The 23,460-nt window shown below is 52.8% G+C and carries 22 protein-coding genes; 17 read left to right on the top strand and 5 right to left on the bottom strand.

What is annotated here, in order from left to right; all coding sequences use genetic code 11:
* Positions 1–4 precede the first annotated feature (4 nt).
* Together gspJ and D5085_15260 are read left to right on the top strand one after the other, a co-directional pair.
* Positions 5–622 (top strand): type II secretion system protein GspJ, encoded by a 618-nt coding sequence (gene gspJ, locus D5085_15265; protein ID QEP44364.1) that lies wholly within the window; start codon positions 5–7, stop codon positions 620–622.
* An 83-nt stretch (positions 623–705) separates the two neighbouring features.
* A complete protein-coding gene (locus D5085_15260; protein QEP44363.1) occupies positions 706–2,718 on the top strand; it encodes a heavy metal translocating P-type ATPase in 2,013 nt (670 codons plus the stop codon).
* A gap of 6 nt (positions 2,719–2,724) precedes the next feature.
* Here D5085_15260 and D5085_15255 read toward each other — a convergent pair whose 3' ends face one another.
* Positions 2,725–3,405 carry a 2OG-Fe(II) oxygenase gene (locus tag D5085_15255; GenBank protein ID QEP44362.1) on the bottom strand — a complete coding sequence of 227 codons (681 nt, stop codon included), beginning with the start codon at positions 3,403–3,405 and terminating at the stop codon, positions 2,725–2,727.
* A gap of 226 nt (positions 3,406–3,631) precedes the next feature.
* A complete protein-coding gene (locus tag D5085_15250; protein QEP44361.1) occupies positions 3,632–4,876 on the bottom strand; it encodes a hypothetical protein in 1,245 nt (414 codons plus the stop codon).
* A 363-nt stretch (positions 4,877–5,239) separates the two neighbouring features.
* On the opposite strand from D5085_15250, the gene D5085_15245 reads away from it, so the two are divergent.
* The 6 genes from D5085_15245 to D5085_15220 are packed head-to-tail and all read left to right on the top strand — an operon-like array spanning position 5,240 to position 10,402.
* Positions 5,240–5,755 (top strand): CBS domain-containing protein, encoded by a 516-nt coding sequence (locus D5085_15245; protein ID QEP44360.1) that lies wholly within the window; start codon positions 5,240–5,242, stop codon positions 5,753–5,755.
* Entirely contained in the window at positions 5,748–7,091 is a 1,344-nt protein-coding gene (locus D5085_15240) for a hypothetical protein (GenBank protein QEP44359.1), read from the top strand. Before D5085_15245 ends, D5085_15240 begins: the two co-directional genes overlap by 8 nt.
* Positions 7,092–7,112: 21 nt before the next feature.
* Positions 7,113–8,096, top strand: a complete 984-nt coding sequence (locus D5085_15235) for a paraslipin (protein QEP44358.1) — start codon at positions 7,113–7,115, stop codon at positions 8,094–8,096.
* Positions 8,093–8,581: an NfeD family protein gene (locus tag D5085_15230; protein QEP44357.1), complete on the top strand. Its 489-nt coding sequence runs from the start codon at positions 8,093–8,095 to the stop codon at positions 8,579–8,581. The genes D5085_15235 and D5085_15230 overlap by 4 nt, the downstream gene beginning before the upstream one ends.
* Complete coding sequence (locus D5085_15225; GenBank protein ID QEP44356.1) at positions 8,574–9,935, top strand: sodium-dependent transporter; 1,362 nt, start codon at positions 8,574–8,576, stop codon at positions 9,933–9,935. Before D5085_15230 ends, D5085_15225 begins: the two co-directional genes overlap by 8 nt.
* A gap of 35 nt (positions 9,936–9,970) precedes the next feature.
* On the top strand, positions 9,971–10,402 hold the full coding sequence (locus D5085_15220) for a type II toxin-antitoxin system RatA family toxin (GenBank protein ID QEP44355.1): 432 nt from the start codon (positions 9,971–9,973) through the stop codon (positions 10,400–10,402).
* Positions 10,403–10,416: 14 nt separating this feature from the next.
* Here the strand turns inward: D5085_15220 and D5085_15215 are convergent, their stop codons facing one another.
* The gene (locus D5085_15215) at positions 10,417–10,764 is read right to left on the bottom strand and encodes an outer membrane protein assembly factor BamE (protein QEP44354.1); all 348 of its coding nucleotides are present in this window, start codon (positions 10,762–10,764) and stop codon (positions 10,417–10,419) included.
* Positions 10,765–10,867: 103 nt separating this feature from the next.
* On the opposite strand from D5085_15215, the gene D5085_15210 reads away from it, so the two are divergent.
* The gene (locus D5085_15210) at positions 10,868–11,299 is read left to right on the top strand and encodes a ferric iron uptake transcriptional regulator (GenBank protein QEP44353.1); all 432 of its coding nucleotides are present in this window, start codon (positions 10,868–10,870) and stop codon (positions 11,297–11,299) included.
* Here D5085_15210 and D5085_15205 read toward each other — a convergent pair.
* Together D5085_15205 and D5085_15200 are read right to left on the bottom strand one after the other, a co-directional pair.
* Positions 11,268–13,694 (bottom strand): EAL domain-containing protein, encoded by a 2,427-nt coding sequence (locus D5085_15205; protein ID QEP44352.1) that lies wholly within the window; start codon positions 13,692–13,694, stop codon positions 11,268–11,270. The two genes, D5085_15210 and D5085_15205, sit on opposite strands and share 32 nt — an antisense overlap.
* Positions 13,694–14,578: a phosphonate ABC transporter substrate-binding protein gene (locus tag D5085_15200; protein ID QEP45186.1), complete on the bottom strand. Its 885-nt coding sequence runs from the start codon at positions 14,576–14,578 to the stop codon at positions 13,694–13,696. Before D5085_15200 ends, D5085_15205 begins: the two co-directional genes overlap by 1 nt.
* A 227-nt stretch (positions 14,579–14,805) precedes the next feature.
* Here D5085_15200 and D5085_15195 point away from each other — a divergent pair, with 227 nt between their 5' ends.
* The 8 genes from D5085_15195 (at position 14,806) to D5085_15160 (ending at position 23,444) form a co-directional block, all read left to right on the top strand.
* Positions 14,806–15,534 carry a hypothetical protein gene (locus D5085_15195; protein QEP44351.1) on the top strand — a complete coding sequence of 243 codons (729 nt, stop codon included), beginning with the start codon at positions 14,806–14,808 and terminating at the stop codon, positions 15,532–15,534.
* The gene (locus D5085_15190; protein ID QEP44350.1) at positions 15,534–16,565 is read left to right on the top strand and encodes an aminoglycoside phosphotransferase; all 1,032 of its coding nucleotides are present in this window, start codon (positions 15,534–15,536) and stop codon (positions 16,563–16,565) included. The genes D5085_15195 and D5085_15190 overlap by 1 nt, the downstream gene beginning before the upstream one ends.
* Positions 16,566–16,610: 45 nt before the next feature.
* A complete protein-coding gene (locus tag D5085_15185; protein ID QEP44349.1) occupies positions 16,611–17,807 on the top strand; it encodes a hypothetical protein in 1,197 nt (398 codons plus the stop codon).
* Between the two features lie 62 nt (positions 17,808–17,869).
* Complete coding sequence (locus D5085_15180) at positions 17,870–18,238, top strand: response regulator (protein QEP44348.1); 369 nt, start codon at positions 17,870–17,872, stop codon at positions 18,236–18,238.
* Complete coding sequence (locus D5085_15175; protein QEP44347.1) at positions 18,210–18,602, top strand: anti-sigma factor antagonist; 393 nt, start codon at positions 18,210–18,212, stop codon at positions 18,600–18,602. The genes D5085_15180 and D5085_15175 overlap by 29 nt, the downstream gene beginning before the upstream one ends.
* A complete protein-coding gene (locus D5085_15170; GenBank protein QEP44346.1) occupies positions 18,602–20,836 on the top strand; it encodes a chemotaxis protein CheA in 2,235 nt (744 codons plus the stop codon). The genes D5085_15175 and D5085_15170 overlap by 1 nt, the downstream gene beginning before the upstream one ends.
* A gap of 35 nt (positions 20,837–20,871) precedes the next feature.
* On the top strand, positions 20,872–22,836 hold the full coding sequence (locus D5085_15165) for a methyl-accepting chemotaxis protein (protein ID QEP44345.1): 1,965 nt from the start codon (positions 20,872–20,874) through the stop codon (positions 22,834–22,836).
* A gap of 17 nt (positions 22,837–22,853) precedes the next feature.
* Complete coding sequence (locus D5085_15160; protein ID QEP44344.1) at positions 22,854–23,444, top strand: purine-binding chemotaxis protein CheW; 591 nt, start codon at positions 22,854–22,856, stop codon at positions 23,442–23,444.
* Positions 23,445–23,460 lie beyond the last annotated feature (16 nt).

Genomic DNA, 23,460 nt, shown 5'->3' with positions numbered 1-23,460 from the left:
AGCGATGAGAGTGTGCTGCTTACCGTCACGAGGCTTTACTCTAGTTGAGCTGCTAATCGCCATGGTGATCTTTTCGATTGTCTCCATGATGGCCTATGGCGGTCTTAACGCGGTGTTAAGAGCCGAAGAGCAGTTGAGTCAAAACTCGACTCGGCTAAAAAATATTCAACGCGCCCTGTTTCTGGTCGGAGAGGATATCACCCAACTGGTGGGGCGTCAGGTTCGCGACAGCTATGGCGATAGCCAGCCGGCACTGTTTGCGAGCGAGCTTGGGCTATTACCACTGGAGTTTACCCGCAGCGGCTGGCTCAACCCAGCAGAGCTAAAGCGCAGCCGGCTCCAGCGCATCGGCTATACCATTGAGGAGGAGACGCTAGTGCGCTACCACTGGACTCATCTCGATCGAGAGCAGAGTATTGAACCGTTTCGCTCGGCGCTACTCCAAGGGGTGGTCTCAATGAGCACCCGTTTTCTCGATAAAGAGCGGCAGTGGCAAGATCATTGGCCCCCCCTAGGTGATGAGACCCAAACCGCACTGCCATTAGGGGTAGAGCTAAGAGTGGAGTTAAAACCGGAGGGGGAGGTGAGGCGCCTCTATCGGCTGATTAACTACCACTGGTAAACAGGTAATAGACGATGCAGAGCTTGCCCCTTCCCGCCCAATCGCCTAGACTACCGTCCGTTTCCTAGCACCGAAAAAGGGTGATGGTTAGCGTTGTTTTTAAGTGTACGGCTAGTTCGAGGCATTTTATGATACATCTATTGGGTTTAGTCGTCTTTACGAGCAGTAGTGCTCTATTTGGCCTGGCTGAAAAAAAACGGCGACAAGGGCAAGTTAAGCGGCTACCGCAGGGAGTCACACCGGGGGAGCTATCGCTGGCCGAACTACAGCAGCAGGAGGCTGAAGGGAGTCAAAACGCGCTAATAGCGAGCGGCGTTGCGTTGGCAATGGCGGTAGCGGGGCACTTTTTTTATGCGCCGCTGGGGGTATTAAGCTTGATCCCCCTAGGCTACGCCTCGTTTTCAATGATCGAGTTGGCGCTATATCATGTCAGGCGGCGTCAACTGAGTATCTTGCAGGTCGATACCTTAGCGCTATCTATTGGTGTTTTGAGTGGTGTCTTTACCTTGTCGGCACTGGCGAGCCTAATCTATCTTAGTGGGGTTAAGTTGCTGCATCAGACTCGTCACCAGACCAAACATAGATTGGCGTCGATTTTTGAGACGGAGAACCGCGCCGTTTGGGTAGAACGTGACGGGGTTGAGTTAGAGCTTACTATGACTGAGGTGGAGTTAGGTGATCGAGTCGTCCTTAATGCCGGCGAAACGATCCCTATCGATGGGGTTGTCATCGAGGGTATGGCAACGGTCGATCAACAGAGTTTGACGGGCGAAGCCCAACCGGAGGAGAAGCTGGTCGGAAGCCAAGTCTTTGCTTCGACCCTGATTGTGGGGGGGCGAATTGTGGTCAAAGTGGAGAAGACCGGCCACGATACAGTCGCCAACCATATTGCACTGACCCTCGATAGCACCGAAGACTATCTAGCGACCCTACAGACCCGTAGCGAGCAGTTAGCTAACCGTTCGATCATCCCGACCTTTGCGCTTGCCGGAAGCGCAGCGCTCATTAGCCCAGCCACTTCGCTAGTGGTGCTCACTTCAAACTACTCGGAGGTGATGCGTTTAACAGTGCCGCTTACCATGCTTAACTACCTGCAGATCGCCTCTAACGAAGCGATCTTAATTAAAGATGGCCGCTCTTTGGAGCAGTTACAGCAGATCGATACGGTAGTGTTTGATAAAACCGGCACCTTAACTCATGAGCAGCCGCTCGTCGGGCAGATCTACCCCCAACCGGGGATTACCGAGTCACAACTGCTGCACTGGATAGCCACGGCGGAGTATCGCCAGAGCCATCCGATTGCGCGAGCGATTCTGACTGAGGCTAAGCGGCAGCAGCTAGCGCTTAATAGTGTCGATAATGCCCACTATCAGCTCGGTTTAGGGTTAACCGTTCAAGAGGGGGGGAATCAGATTCAGGTCGGCAGTCGCCGCTTTTTGGCGCATGAAGGGGTTGCCCTGCCCGAGTCGATAGTGGCTATTGAAGAGGCGGCACAACGCCAAGGCCACTCACTACTCTACTGTGCTCATAATGGGCAATTTGTCGGTATGTTGGAGCTACAACCCTCACTGCGACCGGAAGCGGCCGAGGTGGTGCGCCGCTTGCAGGCGCGAGGAGTTGAGGTGATGATCCTCTCTGGAGATCATCAGCTACCTGTGGCGAGATTGGCTAAGGAGCTCGGCGTCGATCACTATTATGCCGAAACGCTACCCGAGCAGAAGGCCGAAGTGATCGACGAGTTACAGCGACAGGGACGCCATGTCTGCTACATCGGTGATGGTATTAACGACTCAATTGCGCTAAAGCGGGCGGCGATATCGATATCGCTCTCCGATGCCTCTCATATTGCTCAGGATGCGGCGCAAATTGTGCTCATAAAACAAAATTTAGCCAATATCGAGCGCTGTTTTGAACTCTCAGCGCAGTACGCTAAACAGTGTAACTACGGCGTTGCTATCGCTGGTGGTGCTAGTGTTATGGGTATGACCGGAGCTTTGCTGATGGGGCTCACCCTGCCGGGAAGCGTTTTAATCTATAGTTTAAGCGCGGCCACCGGTCTCGGGGTGGCTATGATACCTAAATGGAAGATGAGATAGGGGCCTTTAGTTCTGATTGACTCGAAACCACCCGGTGGCGCTGTAGCGGTATCGTTGCGCCGGCCTCACTTCGTGGGCAAACTCTTCGCTTAAAAAGAGCACTTGCCGCCCCGACTCTGGTAGCACCGTTAACAGGGGCTTATCATTCTGATCGTAAAGTATCAGCTCGCCCCCCTCTTCGGGCTGCCAGTTGCGATTGAGGTAGGTGATGACTGTTAAGATTCGGTGGCGGTCGCTATTTTGAAAGGCGTCAAAGTGTTTAGCATAGAACGCACTTGGGGGGTAGTAGGCGTAGTGACCTTCGAAATCGAACACGCCTAGTAACAGCTCCCGATTGAGCTGCTGTCGTAGCCCCTCTAGCCACCGCAGATACTCTCTAGCGGCGGGAAGCTGGTCGGTTAACCATAAAATCTGATCACGACGAATAGCCTCATTGAGCTGCTGTCGCCGACCGATACCACCGCGTTGAAACGGCTCTCGGCCTATGGCGCGAATCTCAAGCGCCATCGCTTCGCGCAGCGGCAGCGGTAGCAGATCATCACAAACAGCATAACCGTGGCAGCGTAGCTTTTCGGCAAGTTCGGTCGCTGTCACGGAGGCGGCGTCATAGTGGCTATTCAAGTGAGTAGAGTCCAGAGTTAGGGCGGGGAGGGGTGGCTCGTACGGCCATAAACTATCTATACCCATTGGTGGATGGAGTCAACAGCTATCTCAGCAGACAGCAATTCAGAGTCACCGCCAAACCAGCATCACTACATAGCCTTGCTTTCTTGGCGACAATACCCCCCCTCTTCTCAACATTTCCTTGTTGAAAAGTCAACTATTTCAAATTGTACAGCGGTGTTGAGTGAGCTTGTCTCCAGTGTGTAATGAGGGTTATCCCGAATTTCGGAGCGGGGATCTCCATCGTCTTTTAATTGATGAGTCGAATCTGGCAGGGGCGCCCGGTGAGTTGGGCTAATTTCGTTACCGACAGTTTTCGTTCAGTCATAACGGCAATCATCTTTCCCCAGATGCGCTTTAAGGTCATCTTCCCCTGCATAACACTTTGAAATGTCTTGCTAAATACCAGTAACTGATTGATGATGTGAGCTATTTGCAAGCACTGGTAGTAATTCTTGGTCGCCAGATAACTCACCCGTGAAAATTTGTGCTCTAATGCATATCCATGATTTTTTTGGGTATTAAAGCCTTCGTTCTCTATTTTCCAGCGTAAGCGTCCGGTACGGCTCAATTCCGGTGCCGTATTCCAGTTGATGGGATAGGAGCTAATGTGAACGAACCGATTTTCAATTATCTGCCCCTCTTTGTCGGTGGTTGTCTCTATGCATTCCAGCCAGTGTAGTTTCACGCCATGATAGTCAATATCGTTAATCCATGTATAGTTTTGCTCAATGACATTATCCTGTTGCCGTAGAATGATTTTTCGTTGATTGCCGGATGTTAACTGGCACAAGGATTTAACCTCTTCCCAAACAGATGGCAGATTGCCATCCTTGAAGGTGACTATCCAGCCCCAACCATACTCTGAGCAAATTTCGAAGAATCCCTGATAAGGATAGAGTCCATCGGCAACCAGACAGATGGGTAGACGCGGAAACGCCGATTTCAACTTTTTTGCTAGGCGTTTGAATGCCTTACGCTCACAATCCTGTTTGTCATAGTTGCCCTCTTCGGGGTTTTCCAGCCACTCTGTGGCAATGGAGATGGCGAAGCCGTTAGCGGTAATCAGTTTGGCCTCTAAAACCATGTTATGCCAGCTACTTTTACCGCTGCTGTAGTCTTTGTGCAGCGCCTGTTCATGGGGACACTCTGTAAAACTATGAATCCCGCTCGCATCCACCGCAATGACAAACCATTCACCAAACAGCCGTTGATTGTGGAATATCTTCTTTTTCAACAGCGCCCTAACCATGGATTGAGTCAGTTTTTGCAGTTGATCCTCCGTGAGTTGTCGCATGACATTATCGACGGTATCCATATGAGGTAGCGGCATTTTGAACAACCGCTGGTAGTTTTTGCGAAAGCGTTTCTCTTCGCGCAGATTATTCATTTCATTACGAGAACCGGCTTTAAAGAGAAACATGGCAATGCAGGCCGTAATAAGAGCCGCCAAATCATAATTAGTAGATGTCCGGCACTCATCCAGCTCTCTCATCTGCTCAAAGAGAGCAGGAAAGAAGTGTGTGATGGTCAGGTGGAGTTGATAGACGACATCTTTGCGCTGTAATTTACGTTTATTCCGATTCTTTTTTTAGACCGGACGGATTGGTTCGAAGCTGATTTTCGTGCAGTTGACATGCGGTTACCTCTCAAAATTGGAGATATATGGGCTATTTTTGCTGGAAAAAATAATTTTTTTGCCAATGTAAGTTTATGAAGTTAGTCGGTTATGGAGCTGCCCCTGAATTGCTGTCAGCAGAACAGCTACTTTTGAGGACGCTCCCAGACTATCTTCTCGACCGAGCGCTAATCGGCCTGCTATACTCCCACAGAGTAAGGTTTGGGATGAGAGGGGGCGATGACGATGAGTGAGCAGACACGAGGTGGCGCTAAGCCTTTAACGGCGGCGACGATTATGAGCTGTCATCCAAATGTTCTACATCCGTACGACACGATCCATCTGGCGGCCGAGGTGGTGATGAAGTATCGCTACCGTAATCTACCGGTGGTGGATGATGAATCTATTTTTCAAGGCTGTTTTGGCATAGGTAGCCTGCTGAGGATGGTTCTGCCCCATGCTGCGGTGATGCAGAATGGGTTGGATCATTTGCAGTTTTTAAGCGACGATCTGTCACAGATGAATAGCCGTTTTTGTCAGCACCAGCAGCGTCCGGTAAGCGATTTTATGGAGAGAAAAGTCAAGACTGTGTCACCCGATAACCCGCTGATCGATACCATGCTCATCGTCTATCGGGAGAAGAGTAGCCTGCCAGTGGTCGAGCCGCACAGCGGTAAGCTGGTCGGCATGATCTCCTACTGGGATATCGGTCAGAGCATTATGGCCGTTAGACATGGAGGAGCGGGGGGTGAGTGAGGCTGCAAACCACGCCGCTACCACGCTAGTGGGCCTATCGCCGGTGGTGGTGGCGACGACGCTGTTCGTCTTAACCTATCTGGTGATTATTACCGAAAAGGTCAATCGGGCGATTGTGGCGCTGTGTGGCGCTTCGCTAATGATCGTGTTAGGGGTGGTCAACCAGCAGGCGGCGATCGCCGGTATCGACTTTAATACCCTCGGACTGTTAACTGGCATGATGGTGATTGTGGCCATCTCGCGCCGCAGCGGGATGTTTCAGTTTGTCGCTATCTGGTCGGCTAAAAGGGTGGAGGCGAAACCTTGGGGCATCTTGGTGATGCTATCGCTAGTGACCGCTATCTTCTCCTCTTTGCTCGATAATGTCACCACCGTACTGCTGATTGCGCCGGTCACGCTGCTCATTACCGATGAGTTGCAGATTTCGCCCTATCCCTATCTGTTTGCTGAGATTTTCGCCTCCAACATCGGCGGTACAGCGACGCTTATTGGCGATCCACCTAATATCATGATCGGCTCGGCGGTAGGGCTGAGTTTTAACGATTTTCTGTTTAATCTCGCCCCGATCACCCTACCGATTATGGCGCTGGTGCTGCTAATTTTCTATCTGCTTTGGGGGCGTTCGATGGTGGTGAGTGAGGCGGCGCGGCAGCGAGTCATGCGGTTTAATGAGTATGGGGCGCTGACCGATAGGCGGCTACTTAAACAGTCACTCTTGGTGATTGCGCTGGTGATTGGCGGCTTTACCACGGCCCATTCGATAGGGCTTGAACCGGCAACCATTGCGATGGCCGGAGCCGCGCTACTGCTGCTGCTAACAGCGATGGGTCAGAGTGCTGAAGATCAGTCAGAGTTCGTGCAAAAGAGCTTTGCTGAAGTAGAGTGGGTGACGATCTTCTTCTTTGTCGGTCTATTTATCTTAGTCCATGCCCTAGAGCATGTGGGGCTGCTAAATAGTTTGGCTAATCGGGTGATTCATCTCACCGGCGGCGATATGACAGTCACTGCGATTACTATTTTATGGGTTTCGGCGGTGGTTTCGGCAATCGTCGATAATATTCCGTTTGTGGCGACCATGATCCCCCTCATTAAGTCGATGGCGCCGACTTTTGGGGGGGCCGACAATTTGATGCCGCTCTGGTGGGCGCTCGCTTTAGGGGCCTGTCTGGGGGGGAATGGGTCTCTGGTCGGGGCGAGTGCGAATCTCATTGTGGCCGGTTTTGCGGAGCGGGCTGGCCACCGTATCGCCTTTTTGCGCTTTATGCTACTGGCGTTTCCGCTGATGTTGTTAACCATCGTGGTGGCAACTATCTATCTCTATTGGCGTTATCTCTAATTTAAATCTCTGGGAGCTGAAATGGAAAGTGTGACTGAATGGATGGGTTATGTGATCAACTTTTGGACTGGCCTGGCGGTCGTCCTCTTCTTTATCTTTAAATCGTCGCTTAAATTTGTGTCGCAAAACCGAGCGCTAGTGGTAGAGCGATTTGGGAAGTATCAGAGCACAAGGGTGGCGGGGATTAACCTGCTGTTCCCGTTTATCGATAAGGTCGCTTACGATCACACGCTTAAAGAGCAGGCGTTCGATGTTCCGAGTCAGAGCGCGATTACCAAGGATAATATCGGCCTGACCGTCGATGGGGTGCTCTATATGAAAGTTATCGATCCCTATAAGGCTAGTTACGGGGTAGAGGATTATGCCTTTGCGGTGACGCAACTGGCCCAGACGACGATGCGCTCAGAGATCGGTAAGATGGATCTCGATAAAACTTTTGAGGAGCGCGATCTGCTCAATATTGCCATCGTTAATGCGATTAACGAAGCGGCTGAGCCGTGGGGTGTGCAGGTGCTGCGCTACGAAATTAAGGATATTGAACCCCCTCGCAGTGTGTTAGAGGCGATGGAGCGGCAGATGAAGGCCGAGCGGGAGAAGCGGGCGGTTATTCTGGAGTCGGAGGGGGAGCGGCAGTCGGCAATTAATGTGGCTGAGGGGGAGAAGCAGTCAAAGGTGCTCGCGGCCGAGGCGGATCGTGCCGAGCAGATTTTGAGAGCGGAGGGGGAGGCTAAAGCGATTGAGATGGTCGCTATCGCCAAAGCTAAGGCACTGCATGTCGTCGGGCAGGCGGCAGATAACTCGGCAGGACAAAAAGCGGTGCAGCTCGATCTCGCTACGCGGGCGATTGAGGCGAAGCAGCAGATTGCCAAAGAGTCAACGGTGGTATTAATGGATAATCAACAGAGCGGGGCCGCCTCAACAGTGGCTGAAGCGGTCGCTATTGTGGCGGCGATGAATAGCTCTAAAGCCTTTAGCACCACCGCGGAGCGGGAAGAGCTGCTATGAACCTGATAGGGGTCGAGCTCTACACCCTATGGTTTATTATCGGTTTTGTCATGCTATTGATCGAACTGTGGGTGTTGGGGTTTGCCACTGGCTTTCTGCTCTTTCCAGCGCTAGGGGCGCTGCTCACCGGTGGCCTGCTCTATGGCGGGCTAATTGGCGACGACTGGCTTCTCTCGGTCGCGACCTTTACGCTGCTATCGGCGACCATTTCGCTGCTGTTATGGCGGCCGTTAAAGCGGCTGCAGGGGGAGTCAGGCCCCGTCGATGACCGAAGCAGCGATCTCATTGGCTACCGCTTCCATCTACTAAGTGAGCTAAGCCCTACTCAAACCTCTACCATTCGCTACTCTGGTATCGAGTGGCGGGTCGAACTTGATCATGAGCAGCCGTCCGCTTCAATCGAGCCGGGGTCGCTGGTCGAGGTGACTTCGGTCAGTGCTGGCTGTTTTCGGGTGGCGCCTGTGGTGAATCGACCGCATGGCTGAACGAGTCCCAGAGCAGTGGAGCGGCAGTGGCTCCTTTCTACTGGTCGCACTAGGCGCGACTATCGGTCTAGGTAACATCTGGAAACTGCCCCAAACGGCGGCTGAGAATGGCGGGGGGCTCTTTTGGCTGCTCTATCTGCTACTGCTGCTGATCGTTGCTGTGCCGATTATGGTGACCGAGCTGGCGTTAGGGCGGCTCCACTGCGCCTCGCCGATGCACGCGCTACGACGCTTGACCCGTACCTTTACCTGCTCGCCATTGTGGGAGGGGGTGGCTTGGGGCGGGGCGTTAACCGGGGTGGTCATCTTCTCCTTTTTTAGCGTCATTGGCGGCTGGGTGATCGCCTTTGGGATACGGGCGCTAGGTGATGTTTTTGCCTACCAGTCGGCAGATCAGGTGGGGGAGATCTTCACCTCATTGGTCAACGATCCCGAAAAACAGTTGGCGTGGCATACGCTATTTGTGGCGCTCATCGGAGCGATTATTGGCCAAAGTGTTCGCCAAGGGATTGAGCGGTTTAACCGCATTGCGGTGCCGCTGTTGCTGCTGATTTTGCTGATTTTGCTCGGTTATGTGCTCCAAAATCCAGCGCTTAGCTCAACTATCGACTATCTATTTGCCTTTCGACCAGAACAGGTTGGCAAGGAGACCGTTATGCTAGCGCTAGGACACGCCTTCTTCTCGCTAACGCTCGGTTTAGGGGCGATGATGGCCTATGGCGCCTATTTAGGGCGAGAGGTGCCTCTAGTACGGCTGTCGCTCTTAACGGCACTGCTTGATATGGCGGTGGCGATTGTGGCCGGTTTGGCGCTTATTCCCATTTTGATTATCTATGGTCAGCCGGTAGTCGCCGGGCCACAGCTACTGTTCCATGCCCTGCCAGCTGCCTTTGGGGCGATGCCATTAGGAGAGCTATGGGGCGGATTGTTCTATCTGATGCTGCTGTTAATTGCCACCAGTTCGGTGGTCTGTCTGACCGAACCGGCGATTAGCTGGTTGATGGATCGGGGTCTAAGTCGCCATAATGGGGCTTGGATTGTGACCATGATAGGATGGGTGTTGGGGGTGTTGACCATCTTCTCGTTCCACCCAGAGCTGAACCACTGGGTAAGCTGGCAGGAGGAGACCTTTTTTGAGTGGGTTAGCCGCCTTAGTTCTAACTTTATGCTCCCCTTCGGGGCGATGATGATTCTGCTCTATAGCGGTTGGGGGTTGCAGCGACACCTCTTTAGCGAGCAGCTAGGGGAGGGGCGGCTATTTCGGTTATGGTGGTTCTCGATTCGCTATCTGTTGCCGTTAGTTATGCTGCTGCTATTGTTATCGCTCAATGGCGTCGTTACATTCGAGAGCTAAGCTTTAAATGAATTGAATCGATAAAGGGGTATGGATTGGAGAGTCTGCAAAAATCGGCGCTGGTAGAGTACAGCCCACAACAGATGTATGATTTGGTCAATAATGTTGCCGCCTACCCCGACTTTTTGCCGTGGTGCAGCCAAGCTAGAGCGGAGATAGAGCAGCCTGGAATAACCCTAGCCACGATCAATATCGCCCACGGTAGCCTAAAAAAGTCCTTTACCACCCGCAATGAGCTGAAGGAGGGGGAGGAGATTCAGATGTATCTGGTTAAAGGCCCCTTTAAGCATCTGCATGGCCATTGGCGGTTTCTACCGCTGCCGCAGCGGGGGTGTAAAATTTTGCTCAATATCGAGTTTCAGTTCTCAAATCGGCTGATCTCTATCGCGTTAGGGCCGGTCTTTAATCAAATCTGTAATAGTTTGGTCGATGCCTTTGTTAAACGCGCCGCTCAAATCTATACCTAAGGGGAGAGGGAAGACTACTCCAATCCCATTGTCTCTCCACCGGCGATATAGGCCTCCTCTGGAAGCTCTCCTTGCTGCTCAAACCGCTCTAGGGTTCCCTCTGGCCCAAAAAAGAGGGTCACCCGATAGCGCTGATCGGGACGCTCATCGGAGCGGAGCGAGAAGAGGTAGTCCCAGCGCTGGGCATGGAATGGATCGGTCAGCAGTGGGGAGCCGAGCAGGTAGCTGACCCGCTGTCGGCTCATTCCTAGTGTTAGCTCCGATAGCTGCGCTTGGGTGATAACATTGCCCTGCTGAATCTCAATCTGATAGGTACAGGCGGCGATCATAAGCAGTAGAGGGAGCAGGAGGGGGAGTCTCATAGAGCAGCGGTTCCAATCGGGTGGTTTATCAATTTAAGCGAAGTGGCTATAGTACCCGTTTTTGCGGTTAACCAACAGAGCAACGAGGGAGTTAAAACAGCTAATGAATACAAAAAAGAGCAAATTAGGTCGGGAGGAGATCAAGGAGGCGGGGTTAAAGGTCACGCTGCCACGGCTCAAAGTGCTAGCGCTATTGGAGCACCATAGCCACCGTCACCTCTCTGCTGAGGAGCTGCACCAGATGTTGTGCAACGCGGGGGAGGAGGTCGGGGTGACTACCGTCTATCGAGTCTTAACTCAGTTTGAGGAGGCGGGGCTGGTCTGTCGCCACAACTTTGAGGGCAATCAGTCGGTCTATGAGCTGCGACAGGAGGATGATCACCACGATCACATTATCTGTATTAAGTGTGGTCGAGTGGATGAGTTTATGGATGGTGAGATCGAGCAGCGCCAGCAGCAGATTGTCGATGAGCTCGGTTATGCTATGACTAGCCATCAGCTGACTATTCACGGGCTGTGCCCAAAATGTCAATAAACTCGGCCTCCGGTAGCGGTCGCGAGTAGAAATAGCCTTGGCCGAAGTCGCACTGTATCTGCTGTAGCAGCCGCTGCTGCGCTTCGGTCTCAATCCCCTCGGCAATGACCCTTAAGCCGAGTTTGTGGGCCATCACGACAATCGCTTCGGAGATAGAGTACTCGCCTGAGCCCGGCTTAAGGTTACGAATAAAGGATTGATCAATTTTAAGAAACTCGATATCGAACTCTTTGAGATAGGAGAGTGAGGAGTAGCCGGTACCAAAGTCATCAATGGCGACCTGAATGCCAAGATCTCGATACTCTAACAGACGGCGGTTAACGGCCACTTCGCTGCGCAGCATCACCCCTTCGGTAATCTCCAGCACGATCTGATGGCCAGCAATGCCTGAGCGGTTGAAATCTTTGAGCCAGAGATCGTAGCGGTTATTGTTGTGGCGTAACTGGTAGGGGGAGACATTGATACTGAGCTGAAACTGGTGATCGACAACGCCCTCTTGTAACCACTGCTGCAGCGAGGCAAAGGCGCGTTGCAGCACCCATACACCGATATCGCAGATAATGCCGGTCTCCTCCGCGATAGGGATAAAGGCACCGGGGCTAATCACCCCCTTATCGGGATGGAACCAGCGAATTAGCGCCTCGGCTTTCACAATTCGGCCACTCATCATCTCGACCACCGGTTGAAAGTAGAGCTGAAACTGATTTTGGTTAATCGCTTGGCGCAGATCGGCGGCAATTTCGTTACGCAGCTTAGAGGCTAACTGTAGCCCTTGGGTAAAGTAGGCGAAGCGGCTTTTACCCTCCCGTTTGGCGACATACATCGACTGGTCGGCAAATTTGAGTAGATCTTCGACATTGTTAGCATCGTGGGGGTAGTTGGCGATACCGATGCTGGTGGAGATATAGATATCGTCGTTATGGATGCGGTAGCGCTGACCTACCATCTCCAAAATACGGTTGGCCATACGATCCAGATCGGAGGCCTCTTCGATGCCGGCTAAAACGGCCACAAATTCGTCGCCACCTAGGCGAGCCACGATATCATCCTCCCGCAGCGTCTGTTGTAACCGTGCTGCGACCTGAATCAGTAGCTGGTCGCCACAGTGGTGGCCGAGGGTATCGTTAACTAGTTTAAACCCATCCAGATCGAGAAATAGCAGCCAGAGCTGTAATCCGCCTCGGTGCGCCTGTTTGATCTCCTGCGCTAAGAGATCTTCGAGCAGTTTACGGTTAGGTAGGCCGGTGAGTGAGTCGTAGTTAGCCTGTTTCCAGATCGTCTCCTCCTGACGCTTTTTATCGCTAATATCGGTATGAATACCGACCATGCGGTAGGGGGCTCCCGTCTCATCGTGAACCAAAGTTCCCTGCGCTAAGATATGGACCCAGTGCTGCTGCTTATGGCACATCTTGTACTCAATACGAAAGCCGTGGCGTTTCCCCTCAAGACACTCTGTCACATACTGCATCGTTAGCTCTCTATCTGAGCTATCGATGAGCGTCTCCCAAGTCGAGAGTTCGTTCACCAGTTCGTGCTCCTGATAGCCGAGCATCTCTTTCCAGCGGGGAGAGTAGTAAACCTGGTGGGTGCGTAAATTCCAGTCCCACAGACCATCGCGGGAGGCGAGCATGGCGAGGTTAAAGCGCTCCTCACTTCTCGTTAGCTCGTTAGTTGTGGTAACGATCGAATCGAGCATGGCATTAAATGTCCTAGCGACCTGACTAATCTCATCGTTACCGATCACTTTAGCGCGAATGGTATTATTGCCGCGCTGCACCGCATTGGCGGTAGAGTGGATGGCGCGTAGCTCATCCATTAGGTGGTTAGCGACCCGCCACGCTAGCAGTGAGCCTATCAGAATCGCAATGAGAGTGTAGAGCAGGCCGTTGAAGGTAATAGCTCGTAGAGCGCGAGAGCTCTCCTCCTGACCGATCCCGATGCGTACCCAGCCGATTAGGTTATCGCCAATAAAGACCGGTTGGGCGACATCGACTAACCCAGCGCTCTGGTGCAGTAGCCTCTCTTGTGGGGTTGAGGGGAGATCGCGCACAAAGTAGCCGACTTTGGTATCGTCTGTATGGGCGATAACACGATCTGTTTTATCGATAATCATGGCAAACAGGAGCTCTGGATAGCGTTGTTGCGCCTCAATAATCTCCTGTAGGCCGTAGTAGTCGCGGGAAACAAGCCAGCCAGCCGCTGAGGTCGCGATGCTGCGGGAGAGCACCTGCGCCTGTTCGGTCTGAAACTGCGATAACATCTGCTGCTGACGCCAAGTTAAATCGAACATAAACAGTGACATCAGTACTGCGTGGACTAGCGCCACGCTTAAAATCAGCTTACGGCGAAAACTGGTATTAATAAAGTGTTGTAGCTGGCGATAGAGTCTTAACATTAAAACGGCTCTACCGGACGAATATGGCGTTCAAAATCGGTGATAAACTGCCTAACGGAGTGGTAGCTCTCATCGTTAGAGGCGTGAAACTTTGCTGTCTCCATCTGGCGCAAAATATCACGACCCTCAGGGTGCTGATGGAGTTGGAGTAGCAGCGGCAATAGCTGTTTTGCTAGTGTCGGTGGGAGATCGTTGCGGATCATCACCGAGTTATTAAGTAGCTGTGGGGTCTCCCAGGCCACAAAGAGCTCTTTGGCTCGGGCGGGGTGGTCGCGCTGAAATAGTCGCCAAGGGATCGGCCAGGTGACTCCCACATCGACCTCACCTAACAGAACATTAAAGATCGACGACTCCTGCGAACCGACATAGCGGTTGTCGATCTCCCGATTAATGTCGATACCGTTATCATACAAAAAGCGCTGCGGCATAATAGCGGCGGCAAGGGCGGTAGGGGAGGGGTAGCTCACGCTACGGCCACGAATATCGTCCAAGCTCTTAATCGGGCTGTCGTGCCGTAGCAGAAAAAGGCCCTTGAAATCGGCCGCATCGCCAGCCATGGCGATCACGCGGTAGCCGACCTTCATCGCCTCAAGTGTCTGCCATGGGTTTGGAAGTAGCAGATCGGGCTGCCGTTGCCGCAATTTAGCCTCGTAGCTCTGGTAGTCGCGCGAGGCCTCTAACTCAAATCTAGCCCAGTCGATATGGTGGTTAAGGTAGTCAATTAGCGGCTGGTAGGCTTGGGCTAACTTTTGTGGATTATGCAGCGGGTGGACGGCAAGCCGATAGAGCAGCCGCTCCTCCTGTTTGCTACGCTCATAGACTGGGCCGATCACTGTCGATGGTGCAGTGTCACAGCCACTGAGCAGAGGGATCAGGACCACCATCCAGCCATAAAAACCTGTCAATAGTCTTGCCACCTATGCTCCTCAATCATTAGTATATTATTATTTAGTTCATTTAATCAAAGTGTTAACTAGTGGTCACTATACAATGACGGTAGTCAATAACTCAAGTATCAACGGTCATACCGCTGCAATTGGGCATAGTAGATTAACGGCGTTCGGGTTATTATTACGCCGTTTTAGCTACTAAAAGTGACGAGGGTAAGGGAATGAGCAGAGAGAGATGGCTTGGTATCGCGGTCGTGTTCACACTGATCTGGTCGATGAGGGCGGCAGCGGTCGATGTCGATTCGCTAGAGAGTTTAAACCAAGAGGAGTTTGAGCTGTTTACCGCCGATATGGGGGCGGCGTTGAGCTATAAGGCGATCGCGCCGGCGGAGCCTTTGGGGATCATTGGGTTTGATATCGGCATTGAGGCGACTTTAACCGAGCTCAATAGCGCCGAGGCCTTTAACAAGGCGACCGGTGAAGAGGTTAGCCGCATTGTGGTGCCGAAGATCCATCTTCATAAGGGGTTGCCGTTCGATATCGATATCGGAGCATCTTTAACCAAGTGGGGTGAGCTACAGCTACTAGGTGCCGAGTTGAAGTATGCCTTTATGGAGGGGGGGGTTGCCCTGCCGGCTGTGGCTATTCGCGGCAGCTATAGTCAAGTGAGTGGCGTTACCGATCTAGATCTCTCTACCGTTGGGGTAGAGCTCACCCTCTCTAAGGGCTTTTTGATGTTAACCCCCTATGGCGGGGTGGGGAGAGTGTGGGTGAGCGCTACGCCCTCAGAGGCTATCACGGAGGCGGTGGCGCTATCAGAGTCGAAACAGGGCTTAAATCGACTCTTTGTGGGGGTGAATCTGAACCTAGCGCTACTCAATATCGCCGCTGAGGTCGATCAGACCGGCGATGCCCGTTCGATGAATGCTAAGTTGGGGCTGCGCTTTTAGTGACGGCTAAGAGGGTGGGTGATAGGCGTCTATTAAAGCTGCACCAGTGGCTTGAGGAGACAATAGCGACGGCGTACAAAATAGAGCCGGTGGCTGGGGACGCTAGCTTTCGGCGCTATTTTAGGGTCACCACCTCGGCAGGACGCTGGGTGGTGATGGATGCGCCGCCCGAGAGGGAGCCGCTGCGCCCCTTTCTTAAGGTCGCCTCTCTACTAGCGGATGCTGGCCTCCATGCTCCCTCAATTGAGGCGATAGATGAGATGCAGGGCTTTCTGCTGCTGGAGGATTTAGGCTCCCGCCTCTACTTGACCGAGCTTAACGATAGCAGTGCCGATGCCCTCTATGGCGCTGCGATGACGGCACTGATACGGCTACAGCAGCTACAGCTATCGGCCGATCAACTGCCGCGCTACGATGCAGCGCTGTTACAACAAGAGCTAGATCTCTTCTATGACTGGTTTTTGGTCCGCCATCTGCACAGCCCCCTTAGCGCCGAGTTTAACTCGACATGGCAGCAGGGGTGTCAGCTATTAATCGATTCGGCGCTTGAGCAGCCGCAGGTTGTCGTCCATCGCGACTACCATAGCCGCAATCTTCTCTTAGTTGAGCACCACACTCCGGCCATTATCGACTTTCAGGATGCACTCATCGGGCCGGTTAGTTATGATCTGGTGTCGCTACTGCGTGACTGCTATATCGACTGGCCTCAGCCGCGTATTATGGCGTGGTTTGAGCACTATAGCCAGCAGGCGCGGCAGCAGGGGATTCTCGATGCGAGCACTCAACCACAACAGCTCGTGCAGTGGTTTGACTGGATGGGGGTGCAGCGCCACATGAAGGCGATTGGTATCTTCTGCCGCCTTAACTATCGTGACCACAAAGCGGCCTATATGGCCGATATCCCCCGTACGTGGGGCTATTTGGCGCGAGTGATGGGCCAATATAGCGAACTACAGCCGTTATGGCAGTTACTAAACCGGCTCTATATTCGGGAGGGAGGTTGTGCTAGCTTGCGCTTTTCTGTAGATTAAGCACCTCAAACGCCCCCCTACCCTTATAGTTTTAAATTAACCGACATGGACAGAAATAAAAATAGTCTCTTCTCAATCACCCTAGCACCTGTAGGGGTCGCGCTGTTAGCAGGATTAGGACTCTTTTTGGTTAACGACACTCCCCTCTCAAGCGGCCTCGTGATGGGGATAGTTTTAGTTATCTCGCTGCTGTTTGCTTGGCGGAGCTGGCATCGTCTCTCTGCGCTGCTCATGCAGCAAGAGCACTGTCAGCAACAGTTAGAGAGCCAAGTACAAACCCAAAACTCAGTTAGTGAGCAGCTACGACAGACCCAAGAGCTGTGGCTGCGCATCACCCCGATTATTCAGCGGCAAATTGAGAGCTGTCGGGGGCTGACCGAGGAGAATATTCAGGCACTGACCGAGCGCTTCTCTGTATTAGTCGATGAGTTGACCAATGTCACCCGCGTCAGCCACCTAGGCAACGATGAGGGGCAGGAGCTGCTCGACTCTATTCATCAAGATAGGGATGCGCTGCACCAGCTATTTCGACAGATCGACTCCCTGCTGCTCTCTAAAGATGAGATGCTAAAACGGGTCTCTCATCTGCGCAGCTTTACCACCGACTTAAATAAAATGGCTGATGATGTCGCCAATATTGCCGAACAGACCAATCTGTTAGCGCTCAATGCCGCCATTGAGGCGGCTAGAGCCGGTGAGTCGGGGCGTGGCTTCGCGGTCGTGGCCGATGAGGTGCGGGCGCTCTCAACGCAATCGGGGCAGACCGGCAGCCAGATGATGGCGAAAGTGACCGAAATGACCCGTTCGATGGAGGAGTGTTTTCAGTACGCGACCGCCTCGACTGAAGCGGAGGGGGATGTTGTGCACGAGGGGGAGGCGATTATCGAGCGGGTGATTCGCCACTTGGAGTTCCGCGCCGGTGAGTTGGAGGATGATGGAGCATCGCTACTCTCGTTGAGCGCTAAGATTCGCCAAGAGATTGAGCAGATGCTGGTCTCGTTTCAGTTTCAAGATCGAGTCAGCCAGATTATGCAACATATCATTACCAGCCTCCACCATGTCGATCAGGCGCTACAGCAGCGGCAGCAGAGTGGGGAGCGGGTCGAACCGCTCGACATCGAAGGTTTACTGGAGGATATGCGTAGCGGTTATGTGACCGCAGAGCAGCACGATACCCACGACCCGTCCGATAATAGACATAAGCAGGGGGCGGCTAGTAGTGGCGAGGTGATGTTCTTTTAGGGTATCTCTCCGCCCCCGGGGGGGGGAGGGGTGCAGTTATCAGTTTGAAGTGAGGTTTAGTGATGGCTAAAACGATTTTAATTGTAGATGATTCAGCGTCAATTCGCCAAGTGGTCGGCATCGCCTTAAAAGGTGCCGGCTATAGCGTGATTGAGGGGTGCGACGGTCAGGATGCATTAAGCAAACTGACCGGCCAGAAGGTTCATCTGATTATTAGCGATGTCAATATGCCCAATATGGACGGCATTACCTTTGTCAAAGAGGTTAAAAAGAGGGCCGAGTACAAATTTACCCCAATTATTATGCTGACTACCGAGGCGGGGCAGGATAAGATGGCCGAAGGTAAGGCAGCGGGGGCGAAAGCGTGGGTGGTCAAACCGTTTCAACCGGCGCAGATGCTCGATGCAGTGGCTAAACTCTGCCTGCCTTAAGTTGTCATACAGAAAAGAAGGAGCCGTTGTGTCGGTCGAAGTCAAACAAAAAGGGGAGATCACCCAGGTGATGGTTGGCGAAGAGTTGACCATCTACACCGCTGCCGAGATCAAATCGACGCTAGTTGGGTTACTGCAGGAGCATAGTCAGCTTGAGCTCGACCTCTCTACCGTAGAAGAGTTAGATAGTGCCGGATTGCAAATTTTGCTGCTACTAAAGCTCGAATCGCAACGGCTGCAGAAGCAGTTCCATATAGTGCGCCACAGTGAAGCGGTCATTGCGGTACTGGAGATGCTCAATTTGGTGCTCTTTTTTGGTGATCCGGTGATTATTCCAGCTAAGAGAAAGAGGGAGACGAGTTGATGGATGAGGCCCGCCAAACTTTTGCGACCGAAGCGGAGGAGCTGCTGCAGCAGATGGAGGATGCGCTGCTGTCGTTAGAGGATAACCCCGATGATCTCGAGACCTTTAACAGCGTCTTTCGGGCGATGCATACCATTAAGGGGGCCGCCGGTATCTTCGGTTTTGATCCGATTGTCGAGTTTACCCACCCAGTCGAGACCGTGCTCGATGCGATTCGCTCCGGTGAGCGGCCGCTAGAGGCGGCGCTAATCACCTGCCTGCTCGACTGCAAAGATCATACCGCGACTCTGGTCGATTTTGTGCTAACGAGTGACGATTTAACCGCCTTGCCAGAGGAGCTAAAACAGGCAGGGGAGAGGTTACTAGAGCAGATCGGTCAAAGCGCCTCGCGTGAGCTAGCGCCGGCTGCGGGGCAGACGGTCAATAGCTCACACGATGAGGGCCGCAGCGATACGGATGAGAACCGTAGCGATAACTGGATTATTTCGTTGCAGTTTAAGGCTGATGCGCTGCGAAATGGACTCGATCCGCTCTCCTTTATTCGCTATCTACAGACGCTAGGCACTATTGAGGATATTTTAACAGTCACCAGCAGTCTGCCAGAGGCGGAGGAGATGGAGCCAGAGTCGTGCTATCTAGGCTTTCGTATCGCCTTCAATAGTAGTGCTGATAAGGCGGCGATTGAGGCGGTGTTTGAGTTTGCGCAGGAGGATTGTGATATTCGCATTTTGCCCCCTAACTCAAAACAGCAGCACTATTTGGAGATTCTGGAGCAGATGCCGGAGTCGGAGGTGCATCAGCTCGGCGAGATGTTGTTAGAGATTGGGGCGATTACCGAGCATGAGCTAGAGAGTAGTCTTCAGCTGCAATCTACCTCAAAACAGAGCGTCGCTGCCGATGTCGATAGCGAGATCGAAGGGGAGCGACGGCGCCCTATTGGCGAAATTTTGGTCGAGCAGAAGGTAGTCTCTAAACCGATAGTCGAGCAGGCGCTAAAAAAGCAGGAGAAGGCGAGGGAGCAGGCGCGACACATTCGGGTCGATTCGGCTAAGCTTGGGCAGTTAATCAATTTGGTGGGGGAGCTAGTGATCTCTAGTGCCGCTATGCGCCTGCTAGTCGAGCGCCACCAGTTGGGCGATGTCGATGAGGTAGTCTCAGGGATGGAGCATCTGGTCGAAGAGATTCGGGATCACGCCCTAGAGCTGCGCATGGTGCAAATCGGCGAGACCTTCTCCCGTTTTCGGCGTGTGGTGCGCGATGTGAGCCAAGATTTAGGCAAACGAATTGAGCTACAGATTACCGGTGGGGAGTCGGAGCTCGATAAGACCGTGGTCGAAAAGATTAACGATCCGCTCACCCATTTAGTACGAAATTCGCTCGATCACGGCATTGAGCTACCCCAAGAGCGTAAGGCGAAGGGGAAACCTGAAGTGGGGACTTTAAGCCTTAACGCCTATCACGATTCGGGTCATATTGTGATTGAGGTCAAAGATGATGGTGCCGGACTCGATCCCGATAAGATTCGAGCCAAAGCCGAAGCGATCGGGCTGGTCAAGCCGGATCAATCCCTGAGCCGAGCTGAGATTTTTCGACTAATCTTTGAAGCCGGCCTCAGTACCAAACAGCAGGCTAGCAACCTCTCTGGTCGTGGGGTCGGTATGGATGTGGTGCGACGCAACATTGAGGCGCTGCGCGGCTCGGTCGATATCGATAGTGAGCTAGGGATGGGAACCACCATTACCATTCAACTGCCGTTGACGCTAGCGATTATCGATGGCTTTATGGTCGGTGCTGGTGGCGAAAACTATGTCATTCCACTGAGCATGGTCGAGGAGTGTGTCGAGATGGAGAGCGATGAGTGGCAGATCGATCCTAACCGCCAATATATTAATCTACGCGGTGAGGTGATGCCCTATATGCGTCTGCGCCACTTTTTCGGCGAAGGTGATAACGCTCGCCGAGTGAAGCGGGAGAGTCTGGTAGTGGTTCGGTTTGGTCGGGTGAAGGCCGGTTTTGTGGTCGATACCCTCTTTGGTGAACTACAGACGGTCATCAAGCCGTTAGGTAAGGTATTTCAGTATCTGCAGGGAGTTAGTGGTGCGACCGTCCTCGGTAGCGGCGAAATTGCCCTCATTCTGGATGTACAGGGATTGGTAACGCTAGCTCATGCTCGAGGACAGCGCTATCAACAGCGACCGAAAGGCGGCTCTGGCGGCCATCTGTCGATCAACTAATCGGAATTGTTTAAATTTTTCAAGGAGTCAAAGCGATGTTTAAAAACTTGCGTCTAGGAGTTCAAATCAGTGCCGGTTACGCACTGGTGCTGGTTCTGTTGGTTGTCGTCTCGTTTACCGCCTTTAATGGCCTAAATAAAGCAGTAGATGGCTTTAACAGCTATCGGGAGTTAGCACGAGATGCTAATCTGGCAGGGAGAGTGCAGGCGAATATGCTCATTGTGCGTATGGCTGCTAAAGATTACATCATTAAACATAGCGATCGGGCGGTGCGACTGTTTAAAGATCGTTATGAGATGCTACAAGAGTTAGTCGAAGAGGCTGAAAAGGAGATACAGAAGCCTGAACGGGCTAACAATGTCAAAATTATCGCCAAAGAGATAGGTAACTACGACAAGGCATTTGATCGAGTACATGAGTTTATGCGCGAGCGCGACCGCATTGTCGATAGTAACCTTGACCCTAACGGTCTGGCGATGCGGGTGGCCATGACCGAAATCATGCAGTCGGCCTACAACGATAGCGACGCCGAGGCCGCCTTCCTAGCCGGCCAAGCGCAGGAGTCACTCCTATTAGCTCGCCTCTATGCGGTAAAGTATCTAACCACCAATGAGCAGGAGGATGCTGATCAGGCGCACAACGAGCTCGATCAGAACCTCACCCAACGGGCAAAAGCGTTAGATGAGGCTCTGCAAAATCCACAAAGGCGCAAATTGCTGCAAGATTTCTACAACGCCAAAACCGCTTATACCAAGGCGCTAGATCAGATTAATAAAATTATTATTGAACGCAATAGGGTCATTAAAGATGAGCTCGATAGGATAGGGCCACTGGTGGCTGATGCGGCGGAAGAGGTGAAGCTGTCGGTACAAAAAGATCAAGATATTCTAGGGCCACAGGTGCGCGAACATAACGAACGGACGGTGACCACGGTGATTTGGGTCTCGCTCGGTGCGATTGCGATCGGTATCTTCCTCGCCTGGTTTATGGTGCGGGTGATTAAAAAGCCCCTCGGTGGCGAGCCGCGAGATATGGAGGTGATTGCCCGTCGTATCGCCGATGGTGATCTGATGGTTGAGTTTAAAGATCGAGAGCGAGCTAGTGGTGTCTATGCGGCGATGATGGAGATGGTCGATGGGCTAAATAGTGTTATTCAAACCGTGCGCAGCGGGGCCGATAACCTCGCTTCGGCATCGCAGGAGGTCAGCTCTACCGCGCAATCGATGAGCCAAGGGGCGACTGAGCAGGCGGCTGGAGTCGAGGAGACCACCTCCGCCGTTGAGCAGCTCAATGCGTCAGTTCAGCAAAACACTGAAAATGCCCGCGTGACCAATAACATGGCGACTACCGCCGCCGATGAGGCTAAGCGCGGCGGTGAAGCGGTCGAGCGCACTGTGAGCGCGATGAAGGAAATTGCCAACAAAATCGGCCTGATCGAAGATATCGCCTACAAAACGAACCTGCTCTCACTCAATGCCGCTATTGAGGCGGCTCGGGCGGGAGAGCATGGTAAAGGCTTTACCGTAGTCGCCTCTGAGGTGCGCAAACTAGCCGAGAACTCCAGCGCTACCGCGCAGGAGATCAACCAGTTAGCCACCAATAGTGTCGGTATTGCTGAAGAGGCAGGAAAACTGATCGCCAATATCGTGCCCAGTATCCAAAAGACCGCCGATCTCGTGCAGGAGATTACCGCCTCCTCTGAGGAGCAGGCCTCTGGTATTGGTCAAATTAACGACTCTATGACCCAGCTCGATAAGGCGACTCAGCAGAACGCCTCAGCGTCAGAGGAGTTAGCCGCCACTTCAGAGGAGCTCAATGGTCAGGCCGAGCAGCTAATTCAGGCAGTCGCCTTCTTTAAGGTGAAGGGGGGCGTCAGTGGTGCTCGTGCTCCAGTCCACGCTGCGGTGCCTGCCGATGCACTTCCCAAGGCTGCGAGTGCGCTTCCTGCTAGCGGTGGTGGCGGGCGTTCGGTCGATATGAGTGACTTCGAGCGCTTTTAGGTAACAGGAGAGTAGCGATGACCGAATTAGCGACTCTCAATAGCCGCAATGAGCGCCAGAGTGCTTCGCATCCGGGGGAGGCGGAGCAGTATCTGACCTTCGTGACCGGTGGCGAAACTTTCGCTATCGCTATTTTAGATGTGAAGGAGATTATCGAAATCGAACAGATGACGCGGGTGCCGATGACGCCTAACTTTATTCGCGGCGTTATCAATCTCCGTGGCAATGTGGTACCGGTCATCGATCTCTCCTCTCGTCTTGGGCGGCAGGTGAGTGAGATTACCAAAAAGAGCTGCATTGTGCTGGTGGAGATGAGCCACGAAGCCGAGACACAGACCATCGGCATGATGGTCGATGAGGTGAATGAGATTCTCGAAATCGATGAGTCCCACACCCAGCCGCCCCCTAACTTTGGCACCGATATTCGTACCGAATTTATTCGGGCGATGGGGCGAGTGGGGGAGGAGTTTATTATTCTGCTCAATGTCGAACATGTCCTCTCGGTAGAGGATATCTCCGAAATAAGTCGTCTAGGCAGCGTAGATCCGAAACTGCTACAAAAAAAAGCGGAGGAGGATTTCGAATCACAGCAAGAGAATGATACATAACTAGGGGAGAGCCGGG

It is taken from the genome of Ectothiorhodospiraceae bacterium BW-2, from assembly GCA_008375315.1.
GTDB lineage: Bacteria > Pseudomonadota > Gammaproteobacteria > Thiohalomonadales > Thiohalomonadaceae > BW-2.
The sequence above is the reverse complement of the archived record's forward strand: the minus strand, read 5'-3'. Positions and strand labels throughout refer to the sequence as shown.